The 19,900-nt window shown below is 41.3% G+C and carries 20 protein-coding genes; 11 read left to right on the top strand and 9 right to left on the bottom strand.

What is annotated here, in order from left to right; translation table 11 throughout:
* The first annotated feature begins 121 nt into the window (after positions 1 to 121).
* Together F7D08_RS06090 and F7D08_RS09830 are read left to right on the top strand one after the other, a co-directional pair.
* Entirely contained in the window at positions 122 to 1,099 is a 978-nt protein-coding gene (locus tag F7D08_RS06090) for a hypothetical protein (RefSeq protein WP_226803403.1), read from the top strand.
* A 14-nt stretch (positions 1,100 to 1,113) separates the two neighbouring features.
* Positions 1,114 to 1,509 (top strand): hypothetical protein, encoded by a 396-nt coding sequence (locus F7D08_RS09830; RefSeq protein ID WP_226803402.1) that lies wholly within the window; start codon positions 1,114 to 1,116, stop codon positions 1,507 to 1,509.
* 750 nt (positions 1,510 to 2,259) lie between these two features.
* Here the strand turns inward: F7D08_RS09830 and F7D08_RS06085 are convergent.
* The 9 genes from F7D08_RS06085 to F7D08_RS06045 form a co-directional block, all read right to left on the bottom strand.
* The gene (locus tag F7D08_RS06085) at positions 2,260 to 3,123 is read right to left on the bottom strand and encodes a beta-1,6-N-acetylglucosaminyltransferase (protein ID WP_226803413.1); all 864 of its coding nucleotides are present in this window, start codon (positions 3,121 to 3,123) and stop codon (positions 2,260 to 2,262) included.
* 42 nt (positions 3,124 to 3,165) lie between these two features.
* Complete coding sequence (locus F7D08_RS06080; RefSeq protein WP_152209779.1) at positions 3,166 to 3,780, bottom strand: LbetaH domain-containing protein; 615 nt, start codon at positions 3,778 to 3,780, stop codon at positions 3,166 to 3,168.
* Between the two features lie 66 nt (positions 3,781 to 3,846).
* Complete coding sequence (locus F7D08_RS06075) at positions 3,847 to 5,307, bottom strand: oligosaccharide flippase family protein (protein ID WP_152209778.1); 1,461 nt, start codon at positions 5,305 to 5,307, stop codon at positions 3,847 to 3,849.
* Positions 5,307 to 6,395: a polysaccharide pyruvyl transferase family protein gene (locus F7D08_RS06070; protein WP_152209777.1), complete on the bottom strand. Its 1,089-nt coding sequence runs from the start codon at positions 6,393 to 6,395 to the stop codon at positions 5,307 to 5,309. The genes F7D08_RS06075 and F7D08_RS06070 overlap by 1 nt, the downstream gene beginning before the upstream one ends.
* Positions 6,392 to 7,402: a glycosyltransferase family 2 protein gene (locus F7D08_RS06065; protein WP_152209776.1), complete on the bottom strand. Its 1,011-nt coding sequence runs from the start codon at positions 7,400 to 7,402 to the stop codon at positions 6,392 to 6,394. The genes F7D08_RS06070 and F7D08_RS06065 overlap by 4 nt, the downstream gene beginning before the upstream one ends.
* A 12-nt stretch (positions 7,403 to 7,414) precedes the next feature.
* Entirely contained in the window at positions 7,415 to 8,542 is a 1,128-nt protein-coding gene (locus tag F7D08_RS06060; protein ID WP_152209775.1) for an EpsG family protein, read from the bottom strand.
* Positions 8,543 to 8,551: 9 nt separating this feature from the next.
* Entirely contained in the window at positions 8,552 to 9,475 is a 924-nt protein-coding gene (locus F7D08_RS06055) for a capsular polysaccharide synthesis protein (protein WP_152209774.1), read from the bottom strand.
* 11 nt (positions 9,476 to 9,486) lie between these two features.
* A complete protein-coding gene (locus F7D08_RS06050) occupies positions 9,487 to 10,518 on the bottom strand; it encodes a glycosyltransferase family 2 protein (RefSeq protein WP_152209773.1) in 1,032 nt (343 codons plus the stop codon).
* 34 nt (positions 10,519 to 10,552) lie between these two features.
* Positions 10,553 to 11,674, bottom strand: a complete 1,122-nt coding sequence (locus tag F7D08_RS06045) for a glycosyltransferase family 1 protein (protein WP_152209772.1) — start codon at positions 11,672 to 11,674, stop codon at positions 10,553 to 10,555.
* Between the two features lie 326 nt (positions 11,675 to 12,000).
* Between F7D08_RS06045 and pssD the strand changes: the two genes are divergently transcribed.
* The 9 genes from pssD (at position 12,001) to F7D08_RS06000 (ending at position 19,890) form a co-directional block, all read left to right on the top strand.
* Positions 12,001 to 12,438 carry a PssD/Cps14F family polysaccharide biosynthesis glycosyltransferase gene (gene pssD / locus F7D08_RS06040; RefSeq protein WP_226803401.1) on the top strand — a complete coding sequence of 146 codons (438 nt, stop codon included), beginning with the start codon at positions 12,001 to 12,003 and terminating at the stop codon, positions 12,436 to 12,438.
* A gap of 13 nt (positions 12,439 to 12,451) precedes the next feature.
* Positions 12,452 to 12,949: a glycosyltransferase gene (locus tag F7D08_RS06035; RefSeq protein WP_152209770.1), complete on the top strand. Its 498-nt coding sequence runs from the start codon at positions 12,452 to 12,454 to the stop codon at positions 12,947 to 12,949.
* Between the two features lie 24 nt (positions 12,950 to 12,973).
* On the top strand, positions 12,974 to 13,894 hold the full coding sequence (locus F7D08_RS06030) for a glycosyltransferase (RefSeq protein WP_152209769.1): 921 nt from the start codon (positions 12,974 to 12,976) through the stop codon (positions 13,892 to 13,894).
* Between the two features lie 48 nt (positions 13,895 to 13,942).
* Positions 13,943 to 14,824 (top strand): glycosyltransferase family 2 protein, encoded by an 882-nt coding sequence (locus tag F7D08_RS06025; RefSeq protein WP_152209768.1) that lies wholly within the window; start codon positions 13,943 to 13,945, stop codon positions 14,822 to 14,824.
* Positions 14,817 to 15,581, top strand: a complete 765-nt coding sequence (locus tag F7D08_RS06020) for a hypothetical protein (protein WP_152209767.1) — start codon at positions 14,817 to 14,819, stop codon at positions 15,579 to 15,581. The genes F7D08_RS06025 and F7D08_RS06020 overlap by 8 nt, the downstream gene beginning before the upstream one ends.
* Before the next feature lie 56 nt (positions 15,582 to 15,637).
* Positions 15,638 to 16,042: a hypothetical protein gene (locus F7D08_RS06015; RefSeq protein ID WP_152209766.1), complete on the top strand. Its 405-nt coding sequence runs from the start codon at positions 15,638 to 15,640 to the stop codon at positions 16,040 to 16,042.
* Positions 16,043 to 16,386: 344 nt separating this feature from the next.
* On the top strand, positions 16,387 to 17,313 hold the full coding sequence (locus tag F7D08_RS06010; protein WP_152209765.1) for a hypothetical protein: 927 nt from the start codon (positions 16,387 to 16,389) through the stop codon (positions 17,311 to 17,313).
* Positions 17,313 to 18,383: a polysaccharide pyruvyl transferase family protein gene (locus F7D08_RS06005; RefSeq protein ID WP_152209764.1), complete on the top strand. Its 1,071-nt coding sequence runs from the start codon at positions 17,313 to 17,315 to the stop codon at positions 18,381 to 18,383. The genes F7D08_RS06010 and F7D08_RS06005 overlap by 1 nt, the downstream gene beginning before the upstream one ends.
* 4 nt (positions 18,384 to 18,387) lie before the next feature.
* Entirely contained in the window at positions 18,388 to 19,890 is a 1,503-nt protein-coding gene (locus tag F7D08_RS06000) for a lipopolysaccharide biosynthesis protein (RefSeq protein ID WP_152209763.1), read from the top strand.
* The last annotated feature ends 10 nt before the right edge of the window (positions 19,891 to 19,900 follow it).

The following is a 19,900-nucleotide window of genomic DNA, read 5'->3' as shown; positions in this document are numbered from 1 at the left end:
CGCGCTGATTTATTATCGGCGCTATAGTTGGCGCCTGTTGGGGAGAAGAAGTCGGCCTCTTTGGCTGTGTTTGGCGTATGCCGGCTGAAGGAAAGTCAACTGTGAATATAGGAGCGAACTCGTGACTAATTCGGATATTGTGCAGGCCGATTTCAGCAAGGCGGGTGTGACGCTTGACGACGACCGCCCGATCATCGCCGACGCCTCCGATTTCATTTTCTACGCCGCGCTGGCCATGTTGCCCATTGACGGCACCGTCGCCGGCCCGTATATGCCGTTCTGGACGCCGCTTTCGCCGTGGCTGTTCCTGGCATACGCGGTGGCGAATTGGCGTGCTCTGCCTCAGGTCTGGCATCGCTTCCGCGTGTTCTTCCTCTTCCCGATGCTGCTCGTGGCGCTTTCATTGTTGGACTGGCAGCTGGTCGGTTTCCACCGTCTGCCTGCCATGATCTCGTTCTCCGGTGTGTTCGGCGCGCTGGCCTGCCTGGTCTCGCTGGACATCGCGCTGAGCGTCAAGCGGCTTTCCTGGCGCCGTATGCTGGATTTGCTCATTCTGGTCTATTGGTTTGCGTTCATGGTGGGCGTGGTGCAGAGGCTCTCCATCATGCTCGAATGGACCACTGTGCGTGATTTCTTCATGCGCCTGATGAGCCGCCAATACATCAGCAGTACATCCAAGTGGGGCGGTGGACGTCCGCAGTTTCTGTTCGCTGAGCCAAGCTACATTGGCATGCACTTGTTCGGCGTGCTGCTGCCGCTGGTTTGGCTGGTGCGTGGGCGTGACCGCAAGCGTGTGAATCGTTTGCGTGTGCTGATCGTCGTGTTCGCGGCCGGTGCGGTGTTGATGGGCGCCGGTGTGCGCATCATTCTCGATTCGATCATCGCGCTGGTGTTCGTGATTATCGAGGCGAACAGCTGGCGCACGTGGAAGGGACGGCTGATCGCGTTCGGCGAGCTGGTGGTCACCGGGGGAGTGGGTGCACTGAGCGTGGCCGTGAACCATCGATTAAGTTCCATCGCCGAGCTTGGTTTTGACGGCGATGGTTCGTTCTACGCCCGCCTCTGGCAATCGCTCTCGGCCCCGGTGCCGGTGCGCTGAAGCATCCGCAGCAATTGCTGCTCGGCTATGGCGCCGGCAATCTCTCCGACGCCACACATCAGGGTGCCGACGCCGCCGTGCGTGCCTTGGAGCGTTTGGGACTGAATGCTTCCGCCCCCAAGGGCTGGTATGCCCAGGTGACGCCGATGAACATGTTCACGATGAGCGCCTACACCAGTTTCTTCGTGGAATTCGGCCTGATCGCCTCGCTGCTTTTAGTGGTGATGGTGCTATGGCATGTGAGCCGCAGCCATGCATGGAACAAGACCACCGTCTGCTGGTTCCTGCTCGTGGTGTACCTCTACATCCAGTTCGAGGGCTACGCCTTCTACGCCCTCCCGCTGCTCCTGTGGGCCGTGGCCGCCATCAAAGTGCGGCCGCTGGGCTTGTCTATGCATGACGCCAAGTAGGTAGCAATGCGATTGTGCTGCTGGGAACCTTGGAAAGGACTCTTTGAAGAGTGCTAGAAGATTTGCGGGCAAATATTATCCGATAATTGTCCGCAAATCCCATTTATGTCCGCAAAATCTATTTATGTCCGATAATTGTCCGATTTATAAGTTGAGCGATTGACCGGTGTAAGTTCATCCAAAGCCAAATACGTGCTCAAACGTCTTGTGAATGAAGGGCTCATACGGCAGGAGGGCCGTGGCCGAGGTACTCGCTACGTTCTTCGCTGATTTTTGAGGGGGGCATGGCCGTAGCTGCTATCAAAGTGCGGCCGTTTGTCTCTCTTGCTGGCAACACCGTGACAGCCGCGAATCACTAAGTAGACAGATTGCCGTATGCTGCCTGTCATTTGCTTCTCTTTTGATTTTAAAATCAAAAGAGAAGCAAATGACAGGCAAAAGAGATTTCGTTGGAATTCCGCCGTTTTGTGGCAATCGCAGCAGGAATCGTGCCTTATGAGGCAAAGAACTGTGGTGCTGTGAAAAGGGGCTTGAGGCTGAATGCCGATTGGCTGCAATATTAAAGTATGCGATTCGATTTGATCCAAGTAATTGCTTAAGCGCAGACTAAAGCGCACTCAAATTATCGAACTTGAATTACTTTAGTCCCCCGATAATCGAAGTGCGGTGCGTAACGGTCGGATCACACTTCGCGGGCTCGTTGTACTGATGTCCCCTTTATGCACGGACAAATGATATGTTTAGGTAAAATTAGTTGGTCGTGGTTTTTGCTTCAATCAATGCAATCAGTTTCTTGGAGATAGTTAAATCAATTTTTCTTGCAAAGAAAGCATTGCGTGAGAGTATTTTTTCGTAGTCGGTCTCATCGAGAATGGCCGGTCCGCTCCCATTCCTATATGTCCAATCCACATATCGTAAATCATTATCGATAATATCGGATTTATATGGAGAATTAGCGATAATAGTCTGGAAGAAGAATTCTTCAGGAATGATTGTATGTTTCAGACTTCGCATGAAGTTTTTATGAGAGTTGATATAATCGAGGACATATTGTGCAACATGGCGAGGAATTGAGCACCAAATTTGTCCTTTAAAAGTATTCCTATATTCCCCAAGTTGTTTTCGGGTTAAATGTAAAACTCGTTCCGCAATATAAAATGACATATTAAGAACGCGAACTGGTGTTTTGCGGCTCTCGAAATTAGCTGATGGAATCCAATTTTCTATTCTGCGTACAATCTGGGGAGGCATGGAATGTTGAGGTATGCATTCCATATAAATTTTTTCTGAATGCTCGAATTTCTGCTTAAATTCACTTGGGCTCTTTGTTGGTATATCTTGTGCAGAAATGATATGGATAAATGAGGTTCGTTGGTCTTTTAATGCAAGATGAATTAAATCAATAATTGCAAGAAGATGATTCATTCCTCCCCAATTAATAGAATAATTGCTGATGATTGTAGTATTAGGGAATTTCTTTTTTATTAAGTAATTTAGATCGATAGTAGATTTCTTGTCTACATGAACATAAACAAGAAAATTTTTGCATGTTGATTCGATGAGTTTGATTAATTGGTTGGAATCTTTATAACATGTAATGATTAAAGCTTGCATTTGTGCCAACTTTTCAGCCTTGCTCGATAAAATCCATAAATATTATTTAAAGAGCTGTAGGAATCCGCCCTTATATGAGCCGACTCGAGGAACCGGTGTCTCAATCGTGCCTTTGTCGCTGACCTTTCGGGCTGGGTACCCAACCCAAGTGGTATTAGGCTCGTTGATTGACTTGAGGACCACGGTGTTGGCGCCAATTCTTACATTATCGGCGACTGTGATCCCTCCTAGTACTTTTGAATCCACCATAAGTTCGACATTGTTCCCGATTACGGGGTTTTTATCATGTGTTTCGGCAAGGACTACTCCACTGGAAAGACTGCAATAATCACCGACTCTCACGTTGGGATTTACGATGATTCTTTGCCCATGCCATATGGCTAGACCCTTGCCAAACACATTGATGGGGATTTCGCTGCCGTATGATTCATTAATACGACGAAGTCTGTATAGGTGCCAATAGTATGCAAGTTTATGATATAATTTTTGGAAATTATTACTGCAGGCGACATTGTGATGATATTCGCACTTGCGTAAATGCTTCTTTAAGCTAAACATTCGGCCGCATATCAAACGAACGATGAGATTATGATGTTGTGGTTGTACGCATTCATCGGCTTCAATATATTCATGAAGCTCTTGCTTATTGGTAATCATGTTGTGCTCTTTTCTACTTTATATGATGGCGATTGTTGGAGTCTTTCAATCGGTGCGTGTCAATCTTTACAGGAAAAAAAGTTTCTCAGCTTTGGTGGCTATCTGATGCCATAGCAGTGCGAGATACTGGTGTATGCCGTACATTTCTATTACGACAAGCACTGTACAAAGCACTGCTGAAATCGGAAGATATGCGTTTGCATGAATAGTCATGATTGCAGTTTGCACACCGAGCAGTACTGTGGCAAGGAAGAACTTTCCCCATTGCATATCAAACGACAGGATTTTTTTGGTGCCGAATATACGCAATAGAAATACGAGGATATTGCTAATAGCCATGGCGTAGCAAGCTCCTATAATGCCGCAGATAGGTATCAAAGCAGCATTTAATATTACGCTGCTTGCTGCACCTATTAATGTAGTAATCATTAATCCTTTGGTCTTCATTGTGGTGGTGTATATGGTGCCCACAAAAGAGTTCAAAACATTGAATAGAATTGCAATTAATAGCATAGGGATCAATGTCCACGACTGGTAGAATTCCTTCTGTAGCAACAAAGAAGCAATCCACGGGGAGAAGAGCATCAAAATTGAAGCTGCCATGAACATTAATGGACGAAGCAACGAATATATTCTAGAAAAGAAGATGTTCGGATTATCGTGTGCTTCTTGAAAGGCAGATATCTGCCATGCTTGAAGAAATACTTGATATACCATGCTGAGTAGTCCGGGGATTTTGCTTGCGGCAGCAAAGAGACCGGAAGAAGCGACGCCGAGAATGCCGGTCAAAAAGAAGCGATTGATACTTGTGCCAATCCACCAAAATAGTGAATTCGGTACTAGTGGAAGTGAATATCGTAGCATTGAACGAAAATCGGCATATTGGACAGAGATATACTTGTGAGGGTTTTGATGCATCTGCCGTATTTCTGTGATAATAATGCTGCCAAAGCCGCCGATAGTAAGGTATAGAAGACATCCAATTGCGGGGCCAGCGGAAACGGCAATAAAATAACCGTTTGCACCCATGTTAAGCCAAGCAATGCAAACGATTGCCAATCCCATAGTAATGATTGACGATGTCACTGCACATAGAGGGATGAGTTTTAAGATTCCAAAACCTCGTGCAATTTCACCAAATAGAGAGAAGAAACTACTAGTCGCAAATGTGCAAAGGTATTGGAAGCGATAGGTTCCTAATCCACCGAAGAATGGTAGATCCAGTAGAGGAAGCAGGAGAGCTACAATAAATACGCCTATGAATGTAACGACTACGCCAGTTAATACGTATCGGCCTGAACGTTCTTGGTTCTCAATCACGAATCTAATCACTGCATCAGCGATTGCTAATGTTGCTAGTGGGGCAATCATCATGTTTACTGTGACGGACATGTCCGTTAAACCAAATTCTGCCTTACTCAGGTAGTAGGTATACAACGGCACAAGCAGAAAAGTAATCAATTTAGTCGCTACAAAATTAAGAGCAAATATGCTGATATTGATTGCTAGTTGTTTATATTTCCCCATTATTTGTTGGTTATCCTTGCCATATAGGAGTCTAGAGCTTTGAACTGTTGCTTGGCTTGTTCCTGAAGGTTCGTGATGCGCTCTGCATTCAGTGATACGTCATTAGTCGTATCTGTTGAATAATTCTTCAGCGACGCAATATCGATTCCTGTATTAAGACCTAAATCGTGGAGCATGGAAACGGTTTTCTCGCTGTAATAGAGAGGCAGAACCTGCTTGCCCATGGCAAGACCGAGTACAATGCTATGAAAACGTGACCCGATGACTCGATACCCGCTTCCAATGACTTTCAAGGCGCTGGATATGTTGCCTCGATATCGGTAGATATGCGTATGTTGGGCAACAGATGTATCTAATATAGAGAAGAGATCATCGCATGCTTTCTCGTCACCTTCGTATTTACAGAAAGACATAAGTACAACTTCATGTTTTTCTGCTACAGCCTGTTCGCATGCACGTTTCAAAAAATCAAAATAACTATTCTGATGTTGTGCAAGAGTCTTTCGCCAGGATAAATCAATGACGGAAATTACGAGAGGCCCATTCGCAATGCATGAATCATGGTCACTTATGTATGCTGAATAATCAGCAGAAAACATTACATCTGGAGCGTGTCGTACATTCGTCAAATCAGAGAATGTGCTTTGGGAGTATTTGTCGCGGAAGCAAACATCCTTGCAACTGGCAAAGTATGTATGCATGGATTGACGATACTGAATGGTTCGCTCTGGTCCATAATTTGCTCCAATGATGAACATTGGCAGTCTATTGGGCAATTCGAAATCTGGAAGATTCGGGTCGATGAACATAGATCCGGCAATGGTGACTGCAGCGTTCTTCTTCCAGCACATTAACCGGTCAAGGGGGAAATTTGTGATTTTTACGAGTTTGTAGAAACTTCGTCTTAGAAAGTCATTGCGCGGGACTGGTATATGTCGTATGTTTGCCGATGGAAACATACGAGCGTACTGGCTGGACGCATTGAGAGTAAATCGTGCGTAAGGATATCGCTGAAAAAGTGTACTAAGGAATAAGTCATCTCCAAGATTTAATGCAGTGTAAGCAAATACTGCTATCCGCGGCGTCATCGTGCACTCCTTATCTGGTAATACAAATAAAAGGCAAATGGATGTTGTACGAAGAAACGTAGGATTCGTATGCGAGGAGTCATAGGGAGATTTTCGGCTAGAGCAAGAAATTCTGTGAGACCAGGTAAAGCGTGTGTGCTTCTTAAAAAGACTTTTAAGCTGTTCTGTTTGTTGTGAACAGACTGGTAAAGGAGTATATAAGTTCCATATATGAGTCGATATACCGATTCGGATGTGACTTTATCGCTCTTTAAACCTAACCTTTGGAATGTTTTAGTTTGAGAGAATATCCGATTTCGATTATCCTGATACTCTTTCAATGCTCGATGTGTTGATCGCATAGATGATGAAGATTCAAGTTGATAGTAATATGGAGTTTCAGCTAAGACACAGCAGGTATTGACATAAGGTAAATATGAAGTTATAAATGCGGCATCTTCGCCAGTGGTCATCGGCGGGAAAGATAACCGATGTTCCATGATGATAGTGCGTTTAAAAAATTTGTTCCAAGGTACGTTATATGGAAGTTGGCTGAATATATCATCGAAATGATTGTGGAATTGTTTACGTGTTTCTAATCTCAAGTCATTTTGCAATGCATGTGATGTTGTATTGCCGGAGGCAAAGATATTCAATGAACCAAAAACAAGCCAATCCCATTGATTTCCATGTGATGTACCTTTTTTGAGAAGTGAAATGGCCCGTTCAATGAATGTGGAATCGATTTGATCATCTGCGTCAACGAACCAAACATATTCACCTTGAGCCATGGTGATTCCTAGGTTGCGGGCCGCAGAAACACCATGATTTTCAGTGGTTACATACGAATAGTTCTCATATCCTTTAAATGAGGATAGCACTTCTTCGGTACTATCTGTCGATCCATCGTTTATCACGATAATTTGTGCATCCATGGTTGGTTTTTTTAATAGAGAGTTTAAACATGACTTAATGCACGAGTCCATATTATATGCAGGAATTATAATAGATAATCTATAATTGTACATGGTTATTTCTATCTAGAAGAGTGATAAATCATTGGCGATTACAAATGGATACACTTCGTTGGATCCTTGGATGATTATTTGCCATATAAAATAGAAAAGAAGGAAAGCTATATATATGGCATTTTTAGTGAATGTCAATCCTTGAACTTCTTTGAGTACATTAGGATAAACAAGAATTTTAAAAATACCAAAATAAAGGCTGATTCTGAATGCTGTGGCGGAAATAAGTTGCAATGGTAATAAAAGTATTTCTCCTATTATAAAAATATAAAGTATTTGTTGTTTTAATGATATTGTTGAGTTGTTGGCTAATATGAAAAGTATTAATATGATAAATGGTATACGAATGAGAATCGAATTCGCTAGGCTGATAGATTCTGAAGGTATAGTGATATATTGTGAATATTTATCTTGAATGTATCCTGTAGAATTTAGCCAACTTATTATTGCATATAAGGAGGCTGTGAGAAATGAAAATATAATTAGATAGAATGTGTGTCGCTTTTTATCTTGTTTTCTTTGGAGCAGCCATATAAAGAATAGTAGATAAAACCCCAGTATTGCACTGTGATGCATGGTATAAGCTAGAATAATTAGAATAACACTAAGTTTGTAGCGTTTATCAAATGCATATGTGCACATTACAAATATTATGGCTATGGCGAGTGATTGTCTTAAAAGATTCAAGGTTGAGGGGTAGAACACTAATAGATACGTTAGCCAAGCCAGAGGTATGCCGCTAAATTTTTGCATACGAGTAATGCCCCAATATACAAGGCTGTTCGTTAATATTCCAAGTATTAAATAAAAAACATGAGGGCTTGTTGAGAATCTTGCAACAATATAGTTCAGCAGAGCGTATCCATATTCTGTCATTCCAATACTATTGACGCATAAGTCAAGGAATTGTGTAAGAGAGTGGGATTGTGCGGCATAAATAAAAACACTGTTTCCGTAAACTTGGATATCTGTTCCGATGGAATAATCTCTTATCCCATTTAATATACTGACAACAGTGATTGCTATAAATGCAAAAAACCAGACTCTGACATCTTTTTTACCAAGATGACTCTTTTGAATGTAATAGTCTGATAATATGGAAATACATGCGGATATTCCAAATATGACAAAATATATCATTTCTATTTATTATTTCTTGTAAGGTTTAAATTTGGTTTGATTGATTTGCCTCATTAGGTATTTGGCTTGAGTGGATGTTGTCTTCTTATATGAGAGTTTGAATATATAGGTTTTATCGGTAATTTCTTCCCAATGCATCGAAAGAAAAGATGTATTTGAAAGTGATTGTTGTAGATCAAACATTCGTGGTTGAATATCTTTATACCGTAGGCAAGTATTTCTGAAGTTGCCGATATTGCTGGACCATGCGTAATCAAGAGCATAATCAATAAGGAAATAGTCCGGCATTTCGCTGTTGTTCTGCCAATAGTTGGAAAAAAAATTATCCATGAATAGGAACAAAGGCTGTCCAGCAGGGCCTCCAATGAAAAACCCGGTCCAGCGTCCTTCGCTGACATTGAATAGTGTCGGGTCGTTGAATCCGGAACAAGTGAATAACGTACTGGTATCAACAGAGTCAAGTGATTCCGTGGTTAATAATGTGGCATCCATCCACAATCCGCCATAGTTGTAGAGCAGATTGAACCTTAATAAGTCAGACAGATGTGTGAGTGTTATGGCGCCCGAATTCACTAAATCGAACACATGCTCAGACAGAGTTGTATATTGGCGAATATTGTCTTTGTCTATAAGAATTACACGACGATGACCAGCGTGAGTTTTGATGGAATTTATGCAATAGCGTACTATCTCAGGTGCGGTATCGATACCTTGCCACCAGAATATCCAGATGATACCTGGGTCCTTGATTGATGAATAGGGTACTGGCCTGGTTGTGTTGAAACATGCAGATTCTGCTTGTTTCAAGAAAGGAGAGAGCTTATTCTCAATCATGGAATGGCGCCAACGGTTATACTGACGTGTCGTACTTTTTAACCCGGGAACGCGCTTTAATACTTTCGCTATGCTTAGTAGGCTATCGTATTTCGCCATATCTTCCTCTTTCAGCGCATCAGTCCGATATGCCTGCAAACACTGCAAAACCATGTGAACGGCCAGATTCCTAGCAAAGTGATGAAAGCGGCTATTCGTTCTCGGGTTCGTGCTTCATGATCTATGAGCACAGTGGAACGGTAGCGCTTTAGACGTTGCCAAATAATATTGCGCGTCTGCTTTTCTTGGATTGGAATCTGAGCAAATACCATTCGGTTTACGGAGAAGCATCGGGAAGCCGCGGCAGCTGCTAACTCCGGATACCAGTTACATATTTCATTTTCTAGTTGTTCGCTCACTTTAAGAGCGGACTGTGCTTTCACTGGTCTAAAGGATTGACGGATTTGGCTATCGGACCGCATGCGATAGGCATATATTTCTCGACATTCCACCATTGCGACTTGTGATATGCGGTGAATGGCTCTATATAAAGTGGCGAGATCTTCGTAATACAGGCCTAGTGGGAACGGATCATCTCCAAGAGTCCATCTTTCATATACTCCCCATTGCATCGCTGTATCGTATTGCTGATATAACAGGTCTTTTTGCATCTGTTGGGATGAAAGCACGGTGGGAGATGGGACTTCCTTGATGGAATTTGTCAAAGTGCATGTTTGCCCATCAGTGAAAGGCTTTCCAAATGGGACGCGAGCAATCGGCGACTTTGTCTGCAATGCTGTCGATATCAGCGTTTCTATATATATAGGTGAGAGATAGTCATCGGAATCGATGAATGAGATCCATTCACCATGACTTAAACGAATCCCATTGTTGCGTGCGCCGCTCAAGCCACAATTATCTTCGTGAATAACAGTGGCTCGTGAATCACGGCTTGCGAATTCATCGCAGATACGACCAGATTCATCTGTAGAGCCATCATCGATAACGATGATTTCAAGATTCCGGTAAGTTTGACTGGAAATACTGTCTAAGCACTGTTCTACGTATTGCTCCACGTTGTATACCGGAACAATAACTGTTACTAGAGGAGAGTGCGATTCCTCATTGCCTGTGTCGGGTGCTATCGATGATTTTTCTTGCATGTCTTTTTTCGCGTTCTTGGACTGTTTTCGCTTGTTACTGACGCTTGAGAGTGAGCTGTGTGTACCATTCACCGAGTTGTTGGGCGCTGTCGTTGATGTCGTATCCGACTTGGCGTATGAGATTATGGGTGTCCTGGTGCTGGCCGGTTATGGGTGTGAAGGCCAAGGCATTGATCCACTGCGGTTGGTTGTTGAGTGGGATGAACCGTATGAGTCCGGGAATGACGGCGGTCTCTCGAGACACGTTGGTCGAGGCCAGAATCGGCAGACCGGCGGCCTGTGCTTCCACGGCCACCACGGATAGTCCCTCGTACGTGGAGGGGAGCGCGAGCACATCGAACGCCTGGCATAATTCGTTCATGTCGTTGCGGATGCCGAGCACGCGTACGGATCGTTCGATACCCAATTCCTGAATACGCTGCTTGACCTCGTCCATCATGTCGCCGTCTCCGGCGAGGGCGAGGATTGCGTCTGGGCGGCGCTCGAGAACCTGTTTGAACACATCCAGGGTGAACAGTTGGTTCTTCTGAAAGCACATGCGGCCCACCTGTCCGATGAGCAGCTGATCATCGGCAATGCCCAGCTCGGTCCGCTTGGCGGCACGCACATCTGCATCAAAGCGGAACCTCTCAGGTTCGATGGCGTTATGGATGATGCGCACCTGGCCGCTGGCATCCAGCTTGTTGCCGAACAGCCATTGGGCGGTGTAGTGCGAGCAGGCCGCGTAATGCGTGGGATATACGTGGGAGAACGGGCGCAGCGCCATCTTCACCGCGGTCTTCGCGTATTCGCGCGGATTGGATGTGGAATGGCTGTGGGCGATGCGCACGGGTACCCCGGCCCGTTTGGCGGCGCCCAAGGGGAATACGCTCAACGCGTTCATATGTGAGTGCACGATCGTCGGCTTGAGCTCGCGGAACAGCCTCTCGCACTCCTTTATATATAAAGGCAGCTGCTTGTAGGAGGGGATGGTGAACACGCGTCCGCCCAGGGACTCGATCTCCTCGGCGGGTACGACGGTCGAGTCATCCTGTACTATGAAATCGAACTGGATCTTGTCCCGGTCGATATGGCGGTAATGGTTCATCACGGTGGCCTCGACGCCACCACCCATCATCCGGCCAACAACCTGGGCAACACGAAGAGTCTCCGACATGGCAGTCGGCACCCTATTCGCCCATTACGGGAGCAAAACTGCCATAACCGCCCTTATCGGCTATTTTTAGGTTATCCATACCCATTCTCCCGTGTTCTCGCTTCTCGGACAATTCTCACAGAGAGTATACGCTCGGGTGTCTCCAAGCTCCAAGTGCCTTCTCGGTCTTTGCAATGCTTCTTCACACTGTGTTTAGATTACCGAATTTTTTGTTGAAAAATCAAGGTTTTAGCGCTCTTCTCCGCGGTTTTAGCCGATAAGGGCGGTTATGTCAGATTCAATCTCCCCGTCATCATGATTTCGGTGAGCGCCTAATGAAAGTATGTTTGGTCAGTTCCAGCGGCGGCCATTTGACTCATTTGATAATGCTAAAGCCGTTTTGGAGTAAGCACAATCGTTTCTGGGTGACTTTCGATAAGGAAGATGCCAATAGCGCACTTCAGGGAGAGAAAGTGTATCATTGCTTCTTTCCCACGAACCGTAATATACCTAATCTGTTTCGCAATACTGTATTGGCGTGGAAGGTGTTGCGGCGAGAGCGTCCAGATCTAATAATTTCGTCTGGTGCAGCCATTGCTGTCCCCTTCTTTTGGCTGGGCAAATTATTTGGTGCCAAGACCGTTTACTTGGAAGTGTTCGATCGAATTGACAAACCCACGCTCACAGGACGTCTCGTCACACCGGTGACTGATCGGTTCATCGTTGAATGGGAAGAGATGCTCAACGTTTATCCCAAAGCCATCAACTTAGGCAGTGTGTTCTAAGGAAGTTCTTTTTATGATATTTGTAACTGTCGGGACACACGAGCAGCCGTTTAATCGTCTGATTAGGGCTGTGGATGAGCTTAAAGGCGAAGGTGTGATTGATGAACCAGTGTTCATGCAAACCGGGTACAGCACCTATGAGCCTAAGCATTGCGAGTGGAAGAAGTTTCTTCCTTATGATGAAATGCAACAAAAAGTGGATGAAGCTCATATTGTGATTTCGCACGGAGGTCCTTCCAGTTTCTTAATGCCACTCAAAGAAGGAAAAATACCTATTGTGGTACCTCGAAAAGTGGAGTTTAACGAGCATATCAATAATCATCAAGTGGATTTTATTGAAGCGGTGACAAAACGCTTTAATAACATTATACCCATATACAACATTAAAGATATTTATTCGGCAATACAGAATTATGATCAAATTGCTCGATCAATACAAGTAAACACGATAAGCAATAATGCATTATTTAATGAACGATTAGAAGTAATCGTCAAAAAATTATTACACTAATATTTGATACTCATTAAGGAACATATGAAGAATACAATTGCGGCAGGAATTGTCATATTTAACCCAGATAACATCTCGCGAGTAAATGATAATATTCGCATTACAGCATCTCAGGTTGAAAAGTTATACATATACGATAATTCAACAAATAATAATAATATCAAGATTCCTGATAATGCCGACTATTATACAGATAATCATAATCACGGAATAGCCTATGCCTTAAATTATCTAATGAGAAAAGCAATGAATGACGGATTCACATGGATGCTTACCTTAGACCAAGATTCTATTATAGAAAAAGGTATGCTTCAGGATTTTGAGTCCCATACCAAAGACAGCAAAATTGGTATTATATGTCCTCAGTATTTTGACAAGAGAAGACCATATCTGAAGGTAATAGATAACAACAGAATAGATTACATAAAAGAGACAATTACTTCAGGAAGCTGTACATCTATCAAAGCGTGGAAGGAAATAGGCGAATTTGATGAGTACATGTTTATCGATCTTGTAGATAATGAGTTTTGCAAACGATTAACAGCTAGTGGCTATAAGATAATTCGATTAAATCAGTGGGTATTAGATCAAGAATTCGGGAATATTGAACCAAAACAAAGATTTCAACAAAAACTATGGATAAAGCTAAGTGAAATTTTGCATTGTCAAAATATAGCAAAGCTTTCGTACAAAAAAAACGTGTCTCCATTAAGAGTATACTACACATGTCGGAATATTATTTACGCAAACCGAAAACTACGTGCATATGGAAAAGTAGGTTTTAATAATTATAATTGCCATAGCTATCTAGGCTTTATTCCATGTTATATTATTCCCAGTTTTATCAGAGCAGATAATAAAAAGAAAGTTTTAAAGGCAATAATAAAAGGAACGACTGAAGGTTTAAAAAAACAAGTACCAGAATGGCAAATTACTCATAATTGAGTATCTATTTAATCCCTCTCTTCGCATGGCAAAAAAGGATTGTAATGTATGAAATCAGAACAACAGAATTACAACATACTTTGCAGTATTATTACTTATAATCCCGACGACCATTTATTAATAAAAAACATTGAGTCTATAACTAATCAAGTTAATGAATTGGTCATAGTCGACAATTGTTCAAATAATATAGATTCGATAACAAGTATTGCCGTCAAATATAATGCACATCTAATTAAATGTAAAGAGAATTACGGAATTGCTAAAGCATTAAATATAGCTTTTAAATATGCTGAAGAGAATAAGTTTGAGTGGGTCTTAACATTAGATCAGGATTCAGTTTGCCCCAATAATTATTTTAAATACCTAATCCCATTAATAAACGATATTCCCAAAGTAGGTATAGCTGCACCAGTTATTGTTGATAGATCGAATGTTATTATAGGTCATAAGCCAAAGCTTGATTACGGATTTGTAAGAACATGTATTACATCCGGCGCCTGCACATCCGTATCGGCATGGGATACAGTTGGTGGCTTCGACGAGGTTTTGTTTATTGATAGCGTAGATTTTGATTTCTGTTTTCGTTTAAGAAAAGCAGGATACAAGATTGTACAAACTTCACTCGTAAAGCTCGAACATTCATTGGGAACTCCAACAACCATTTGTTTCGGTAAGCTTAAATACACATTTTTTGAGCATAACGCATTTCGCTTATATTATATTGCACAAAATAATATCTATTATCCCGCTAAAAATAGTTTAATACTTCATTTTATTCGAGGAAACATTAGAAATATATATATATTGTTTAGAGTTTGTCTTTTTGAAAAGAATAAATTTGATAAAATCAAATCGATATTAAAAGGTATTATAAATGGATATAAATTAATATCTAGATTGATTATTGGCAGAAATTATAATGAATAAAGCAATAGTAATTATTTCTCATAGCAATTATCGAATCAAGAGTTCCGGTACGGAAAAATTTATAACAGATATTTCTAAATTGCTCCAATTACATGATATTCATGTAGTTCAATTATTTCCAGTTATTGAGATCAATAATAAATTTAAAAAAGAATTATTTGCTGTTAACATCGATGATTCTTTTGATGGAATATATTCCGAATCCACACTTATCGATGTACTGGAATACATTGCTTTAAGAAATAAATTTTGTTATTCTGGTGTGCAGATTAATCATCTTCATGGATGGAATTTAGATTATCTTTCCCAAGCTCTTAATCATCTTAATCTGCCGATTGATATTATTATTCATGACTATGATATGATTTGTGAAAATATATTATCTCATGATGGGCTTGGCAAATTATGTCGTTTGTCATTTGGCGTACCTTCACTTAGCAGATGTAGAATATGCAAATATTACCCTTATAATAGAGAGCATTATTTAAACTGTAGAAAGTTTCTTCAGTCCATTAAAAAACTAATTTATAAAGTAATTGCTCCTTCGGAAGTGGCAATGAATAATTGGCTACTCGGTTTTCCTGAATATGCATCGATGTCGATTATCCGCAATCATTTAAAGATTGAAAAATCTTCTAATATACTACATAAACCAATTAATAAGAAAATCAGAATAGCATATATAGGATCTACAGCGTCTCATAAAGGATTTCCTGAATGGTGTAAATTACTAGATACAATTGATTTGACAAAATAGATGATGATAGAGTCAATTGTTTTACTGTTGATTTTCAGGATTCTAAAAAACCGGGTATGGTACCTCAACTAAAGAAGCATAATATTGATATTGCATTTCTTTGGTCAACATGGGATGAGACATATTGTTACACATTTTTTGAGGCACTTGAAGCTGGATGCTATGTTTTAACAAACTCGCACAGTGGCAATATCGCTGCATCAGTAAAAAAATATAACTGTGGTTTAGTGTTCTCCTCACTTAGTGAATGCAAAAGATATTTATCTGATTATTCTACTACTAAAATGGATGTCATTAAATACAAAGATAAATTTACAAATGTAAATATTTATCAAAATAACGATATATCAGATTTTATATTTAGCAATGGAAATAAGGATTACTTTTCCGAATTATTATATAAACCTAAAAAAAATTTAATCTTTACATTAATTTACAGACTTTTGAGGGTGAATTATTGATGAGAACAAAAAATTTTATACACGCTTCCGATAAATTGGATAATATAATTTTATGGATTGCTCTACTTCAGGTTATGATATTTAGGTATCTCTCTCTAACGAGATTTATTAATATTATTATAATGTTTTTAATATTGATTTCCTTTATAATCAATGTTAAGTCATTAAGAAATATTATTTCAATTATTCTAATTTCCATTTATTTTTTTATAAACTATAAAATACTTGGCGGAAGTTATAGTATTGCTTTATATAACTTTAATCAAATAATAGTCCCTTTATTGATTATAATATATTTATTGGATCTTGCTCAGTCAAAAAAACGTTTCTTACACGATTTTCTGATGGGTAAGATTGTATTAATTAATATGTATTTTATAATTAATTTGCCATTTATTTTTTTACAATTATCTGGAGAGTACTGGCTCACTGGCATCAAGAAAAACGATAACACACTTGCTGTTGATTTGATTAGTGGATTATATGGCAATAACGGCATCCCAATGATGACTTTATTTACTTGTTTCATCATATTTCTTAATTATCATTATTGTACTTGTCATTCATATCAAAATGAAAAAACTTTACTGTCCATATTCAATGTATTTATTGTAGTATTTTTTTCGATATTATCATTATTTAATGACAACAAAGGTTTTTATCTAATATTTATTATCTATCTTTTAGTCGCATTATTTGTTAATTATGTAAACAGTAATCAGAATGTTTCATTTAAAGCACTTAAAATTTCTCTAAAAATAATTGGTGCTGTCATTCTTTTATGTCCTTTTGTATATCTAATATATCGATATACGCCTTTGTATAATGTTATTAATCAAATTGTTCATGAATTTTTGCTAGGCATCTATTATGCAGGATCTGCTCATGGCAGTAGCGAACGCATTGGAATGATCACTTATGCACTATCAAATGATTCTAATCGACTAATGGGTTATGGAATCGGGAACGCAAGGTGGACAGATCCAGGTACTTTTGGGTTTGAGCATTTTGGGCAATCGGATTTCGGGGTTTTCTTATGTTTAGGCGGTATTTTTTTAATAGCAGCCCTATTTATAATCATTACATCACTTTTATATAGATTATTCTTTTCATATTATACCATTATTCCTCTTATATTACTTTTCATCGTATTAAGCATTTATACACAAATATTTACTGTTACATCTCTTACTGTTTCAGTATCTCTTTTCTGTGTTTTATGTTCTTTTTCATGCAAAAAAACTATTAATCTCAATAAAGGATTGTTGTAATGAAAATAGGTATTTTAACTTTTACCGATGGAACTAATCTTGGTCAGCGATTGCAAAATTATGCTTTACAAACATTGCTTGAAGAATGTGGCTGCCATGCGTATACTATACGCCAATCTCATCCTTCACCTTTGATAAAACGATTCCTTAAGTCTTCACGCGATTGCGCGCTTCATCATTCTCGTTTTATTGTTGAAAGAAAGCGAGAAATTAATTTTGAAGCTTTCAATAATGGGTTTATTAAGTTCTATGGAAAAAAGTTGAACTTCAAAAAACCAAATTTGTCGATATGCAATGATTTCGATGCTTTTATTGTTGGTAGCGATCAGATATGGAATCCAATGTCTCCATTTGTCGGAGATAACTTTTTCTTGCGTTTCGCTCCTTACGAAAAGCGGCTTACCTATGCTCCGAGTTTTTCTGTCGATAATATTCCCGAAAAGTTTATACATCAATATCAGAAAAGGCTTGAAGGATTCAGATATCTTTCGGTACGCGAACACCGTGGAGCACAGATTATTCAGACCATCACCGGTCGCAATGCCGCTGTGGTGCTTGATCCAACTTTAATGATTGGTCGTAGACATTGGGAGGCCATCTCCGCCCCTTATGAACAAATACCCGACAAGCCGTTCATTCTTTCTATGTTCCTTGGAGGAAAGCCAGACATTTCTGTACACGAAATCTCTGAGTACCTCCATCTCCCAGTGCTTTCCATTGATTCATTGACTGATATTAATCCATCCCAATTTCTAGGTGCTTTGAAGCAAGCATCGCTAGTACTTACTGACTCTTACCATGTCACTATTTTTTCAATACTCTTCAATGTGCCATTCGTTAATTTCAACAGAACAGGCTCTTTGAACATGAATAGTAGATTCGAAACGCTCTATCAGAGTCTTGGAATAGACCATCGTTTTTGGGGCACATTTGAGTTTGGCGATATTATGAGTGTCGATTTTGATACCATTCGCGACCATCTTGAATGCAAACGTAAGGAATCTTCTCTTTTCCTTGAGACTGAGCTCAAGTGGGCTATCCAGACCATGGAATCCAAAACCAAGGACTAAGCCAATGGTTTCACAGCGTAAGGCTGGTGCTGTCCTAGGCTATATCAACATTGTCGCCAAGAACATCATCAATATTCTCTACACTCCTTTGCTTCTGCATTTCCTTGGTAAAGGTGATTACGGTGTGTTCCAGATGACCAATTCCGTGGTCATCTCACTGTCTCTGCTGAGTATGGGATTCACCTCCGCGTACGTGCGTTTTTATTCGCGATACAAAGCGAAGCGTGATGAGCGAGGCGTGCGCCGGCTTAATGGCATGTATCTCATTGTGTTTCTCGTCATCATGCTTATATGCGCATGCTGCGGCGCAGTATTGTGGGCCAATACGGAAACGCTCTTCCACAACGGTCTGACCGGTGAGGAGATTACGCTGGCCCGCGCCTTGATCATCATCATGGTCTACAACCTGTGTCTATCCTTCCCCGCTTCGGTGTTTGACTCATACATCATGGTCCATGAGCAGTTCATCTTCCAACAATCGCGCCAGCTGTTCTCTACCATGGCCGTTCCTTGTGTGGCTGTTGCTTTGTTGTTCGCAGGAACCGGAGCGGTAGGTGTTGCTATGGCGCAAGCCATTGTTTCGACGATCCTCCTTCTGATTAACATTCGTTATGCGCTAAAACGCCTGGGAATGAGGTTCGACTTTGCTCGGTTCGATACAACCCTGTTTAAAGCGATAGCCATATTCAGTTTTTGGATCTTTCTCAATCAAATCTTCGATCTGGTCAACAACAACGTGCCCAACTTCCTTTTGGGCGCCATGGCCAGCTCCGGAGCGGTCGCCGTGTTCGCCATCGCCGTGCAAATCAGGAACATCTTCTTCAACCTATCTACCACCATGTCGAATGTATTCGTGCCTCAAATCAACCGGATGGTTGCCACCAAGGACGATAACAAAGCCCTAACCGAGCTCATGACCCGCGTGGGGCGTTACCAGATGATCCTGTTCTGTTTTATATATGGCGGGTTCGCACTCATCGGCCAATATTTCATCAAAATATGGGCCGGATCGACATTCGAAGACGCATACTGGATGATTCTGATTATGGTGCTGCCTGTTGCCATTCCACTGACACAGAACACCGGTATCGAGATTCAACGCGCAAAGAACCGGCACAAGACCCGTAGCCTGATTTATATCCTCACGTCCGTAATCGATATCATCATCAGCGTTGCTCTCATTCCTGCATATGGTTACTGGGCCACCGCATGGGGATACGTGGCTAGCATTCTCTTAGGTACAGGCCTGTTCATGAATTGGTACTACCACTATCGAATCGGACTTGACATGGCCTATTTCTGGAAGCACATGCTGCCCACCATCGTAACCAGCATAGGCGTGCTCGCGATATGCGAAATCGTCTCTCATATCATCGTTCTCCCTGGTCTCACGGGATTTCTCTCCTACGGAATCTTGTACAGCGCGATCTACTGTGCGGCAGCATGGCTATTCATCGCCAATGGCCAAGAACGACAAGCATTTATTCACAGAATCATCCGCAAATAGGCAACGAAAG

Origin of the sequence: Bifidobacterium cebidarum (assembly GCF_009193305.1) — a bacterium.
GTDB classification, from domain to species: domain Bacteria; phylum Actinomycetota; class Actinomycetes; order Actinomycetales; family Bifidobacteriaceae; genus Bifidobacterium; species Bifidobacterium cebidarum.
This window is presented reverse-complemented; position numbering and strand designations above follow the sequence as displayed.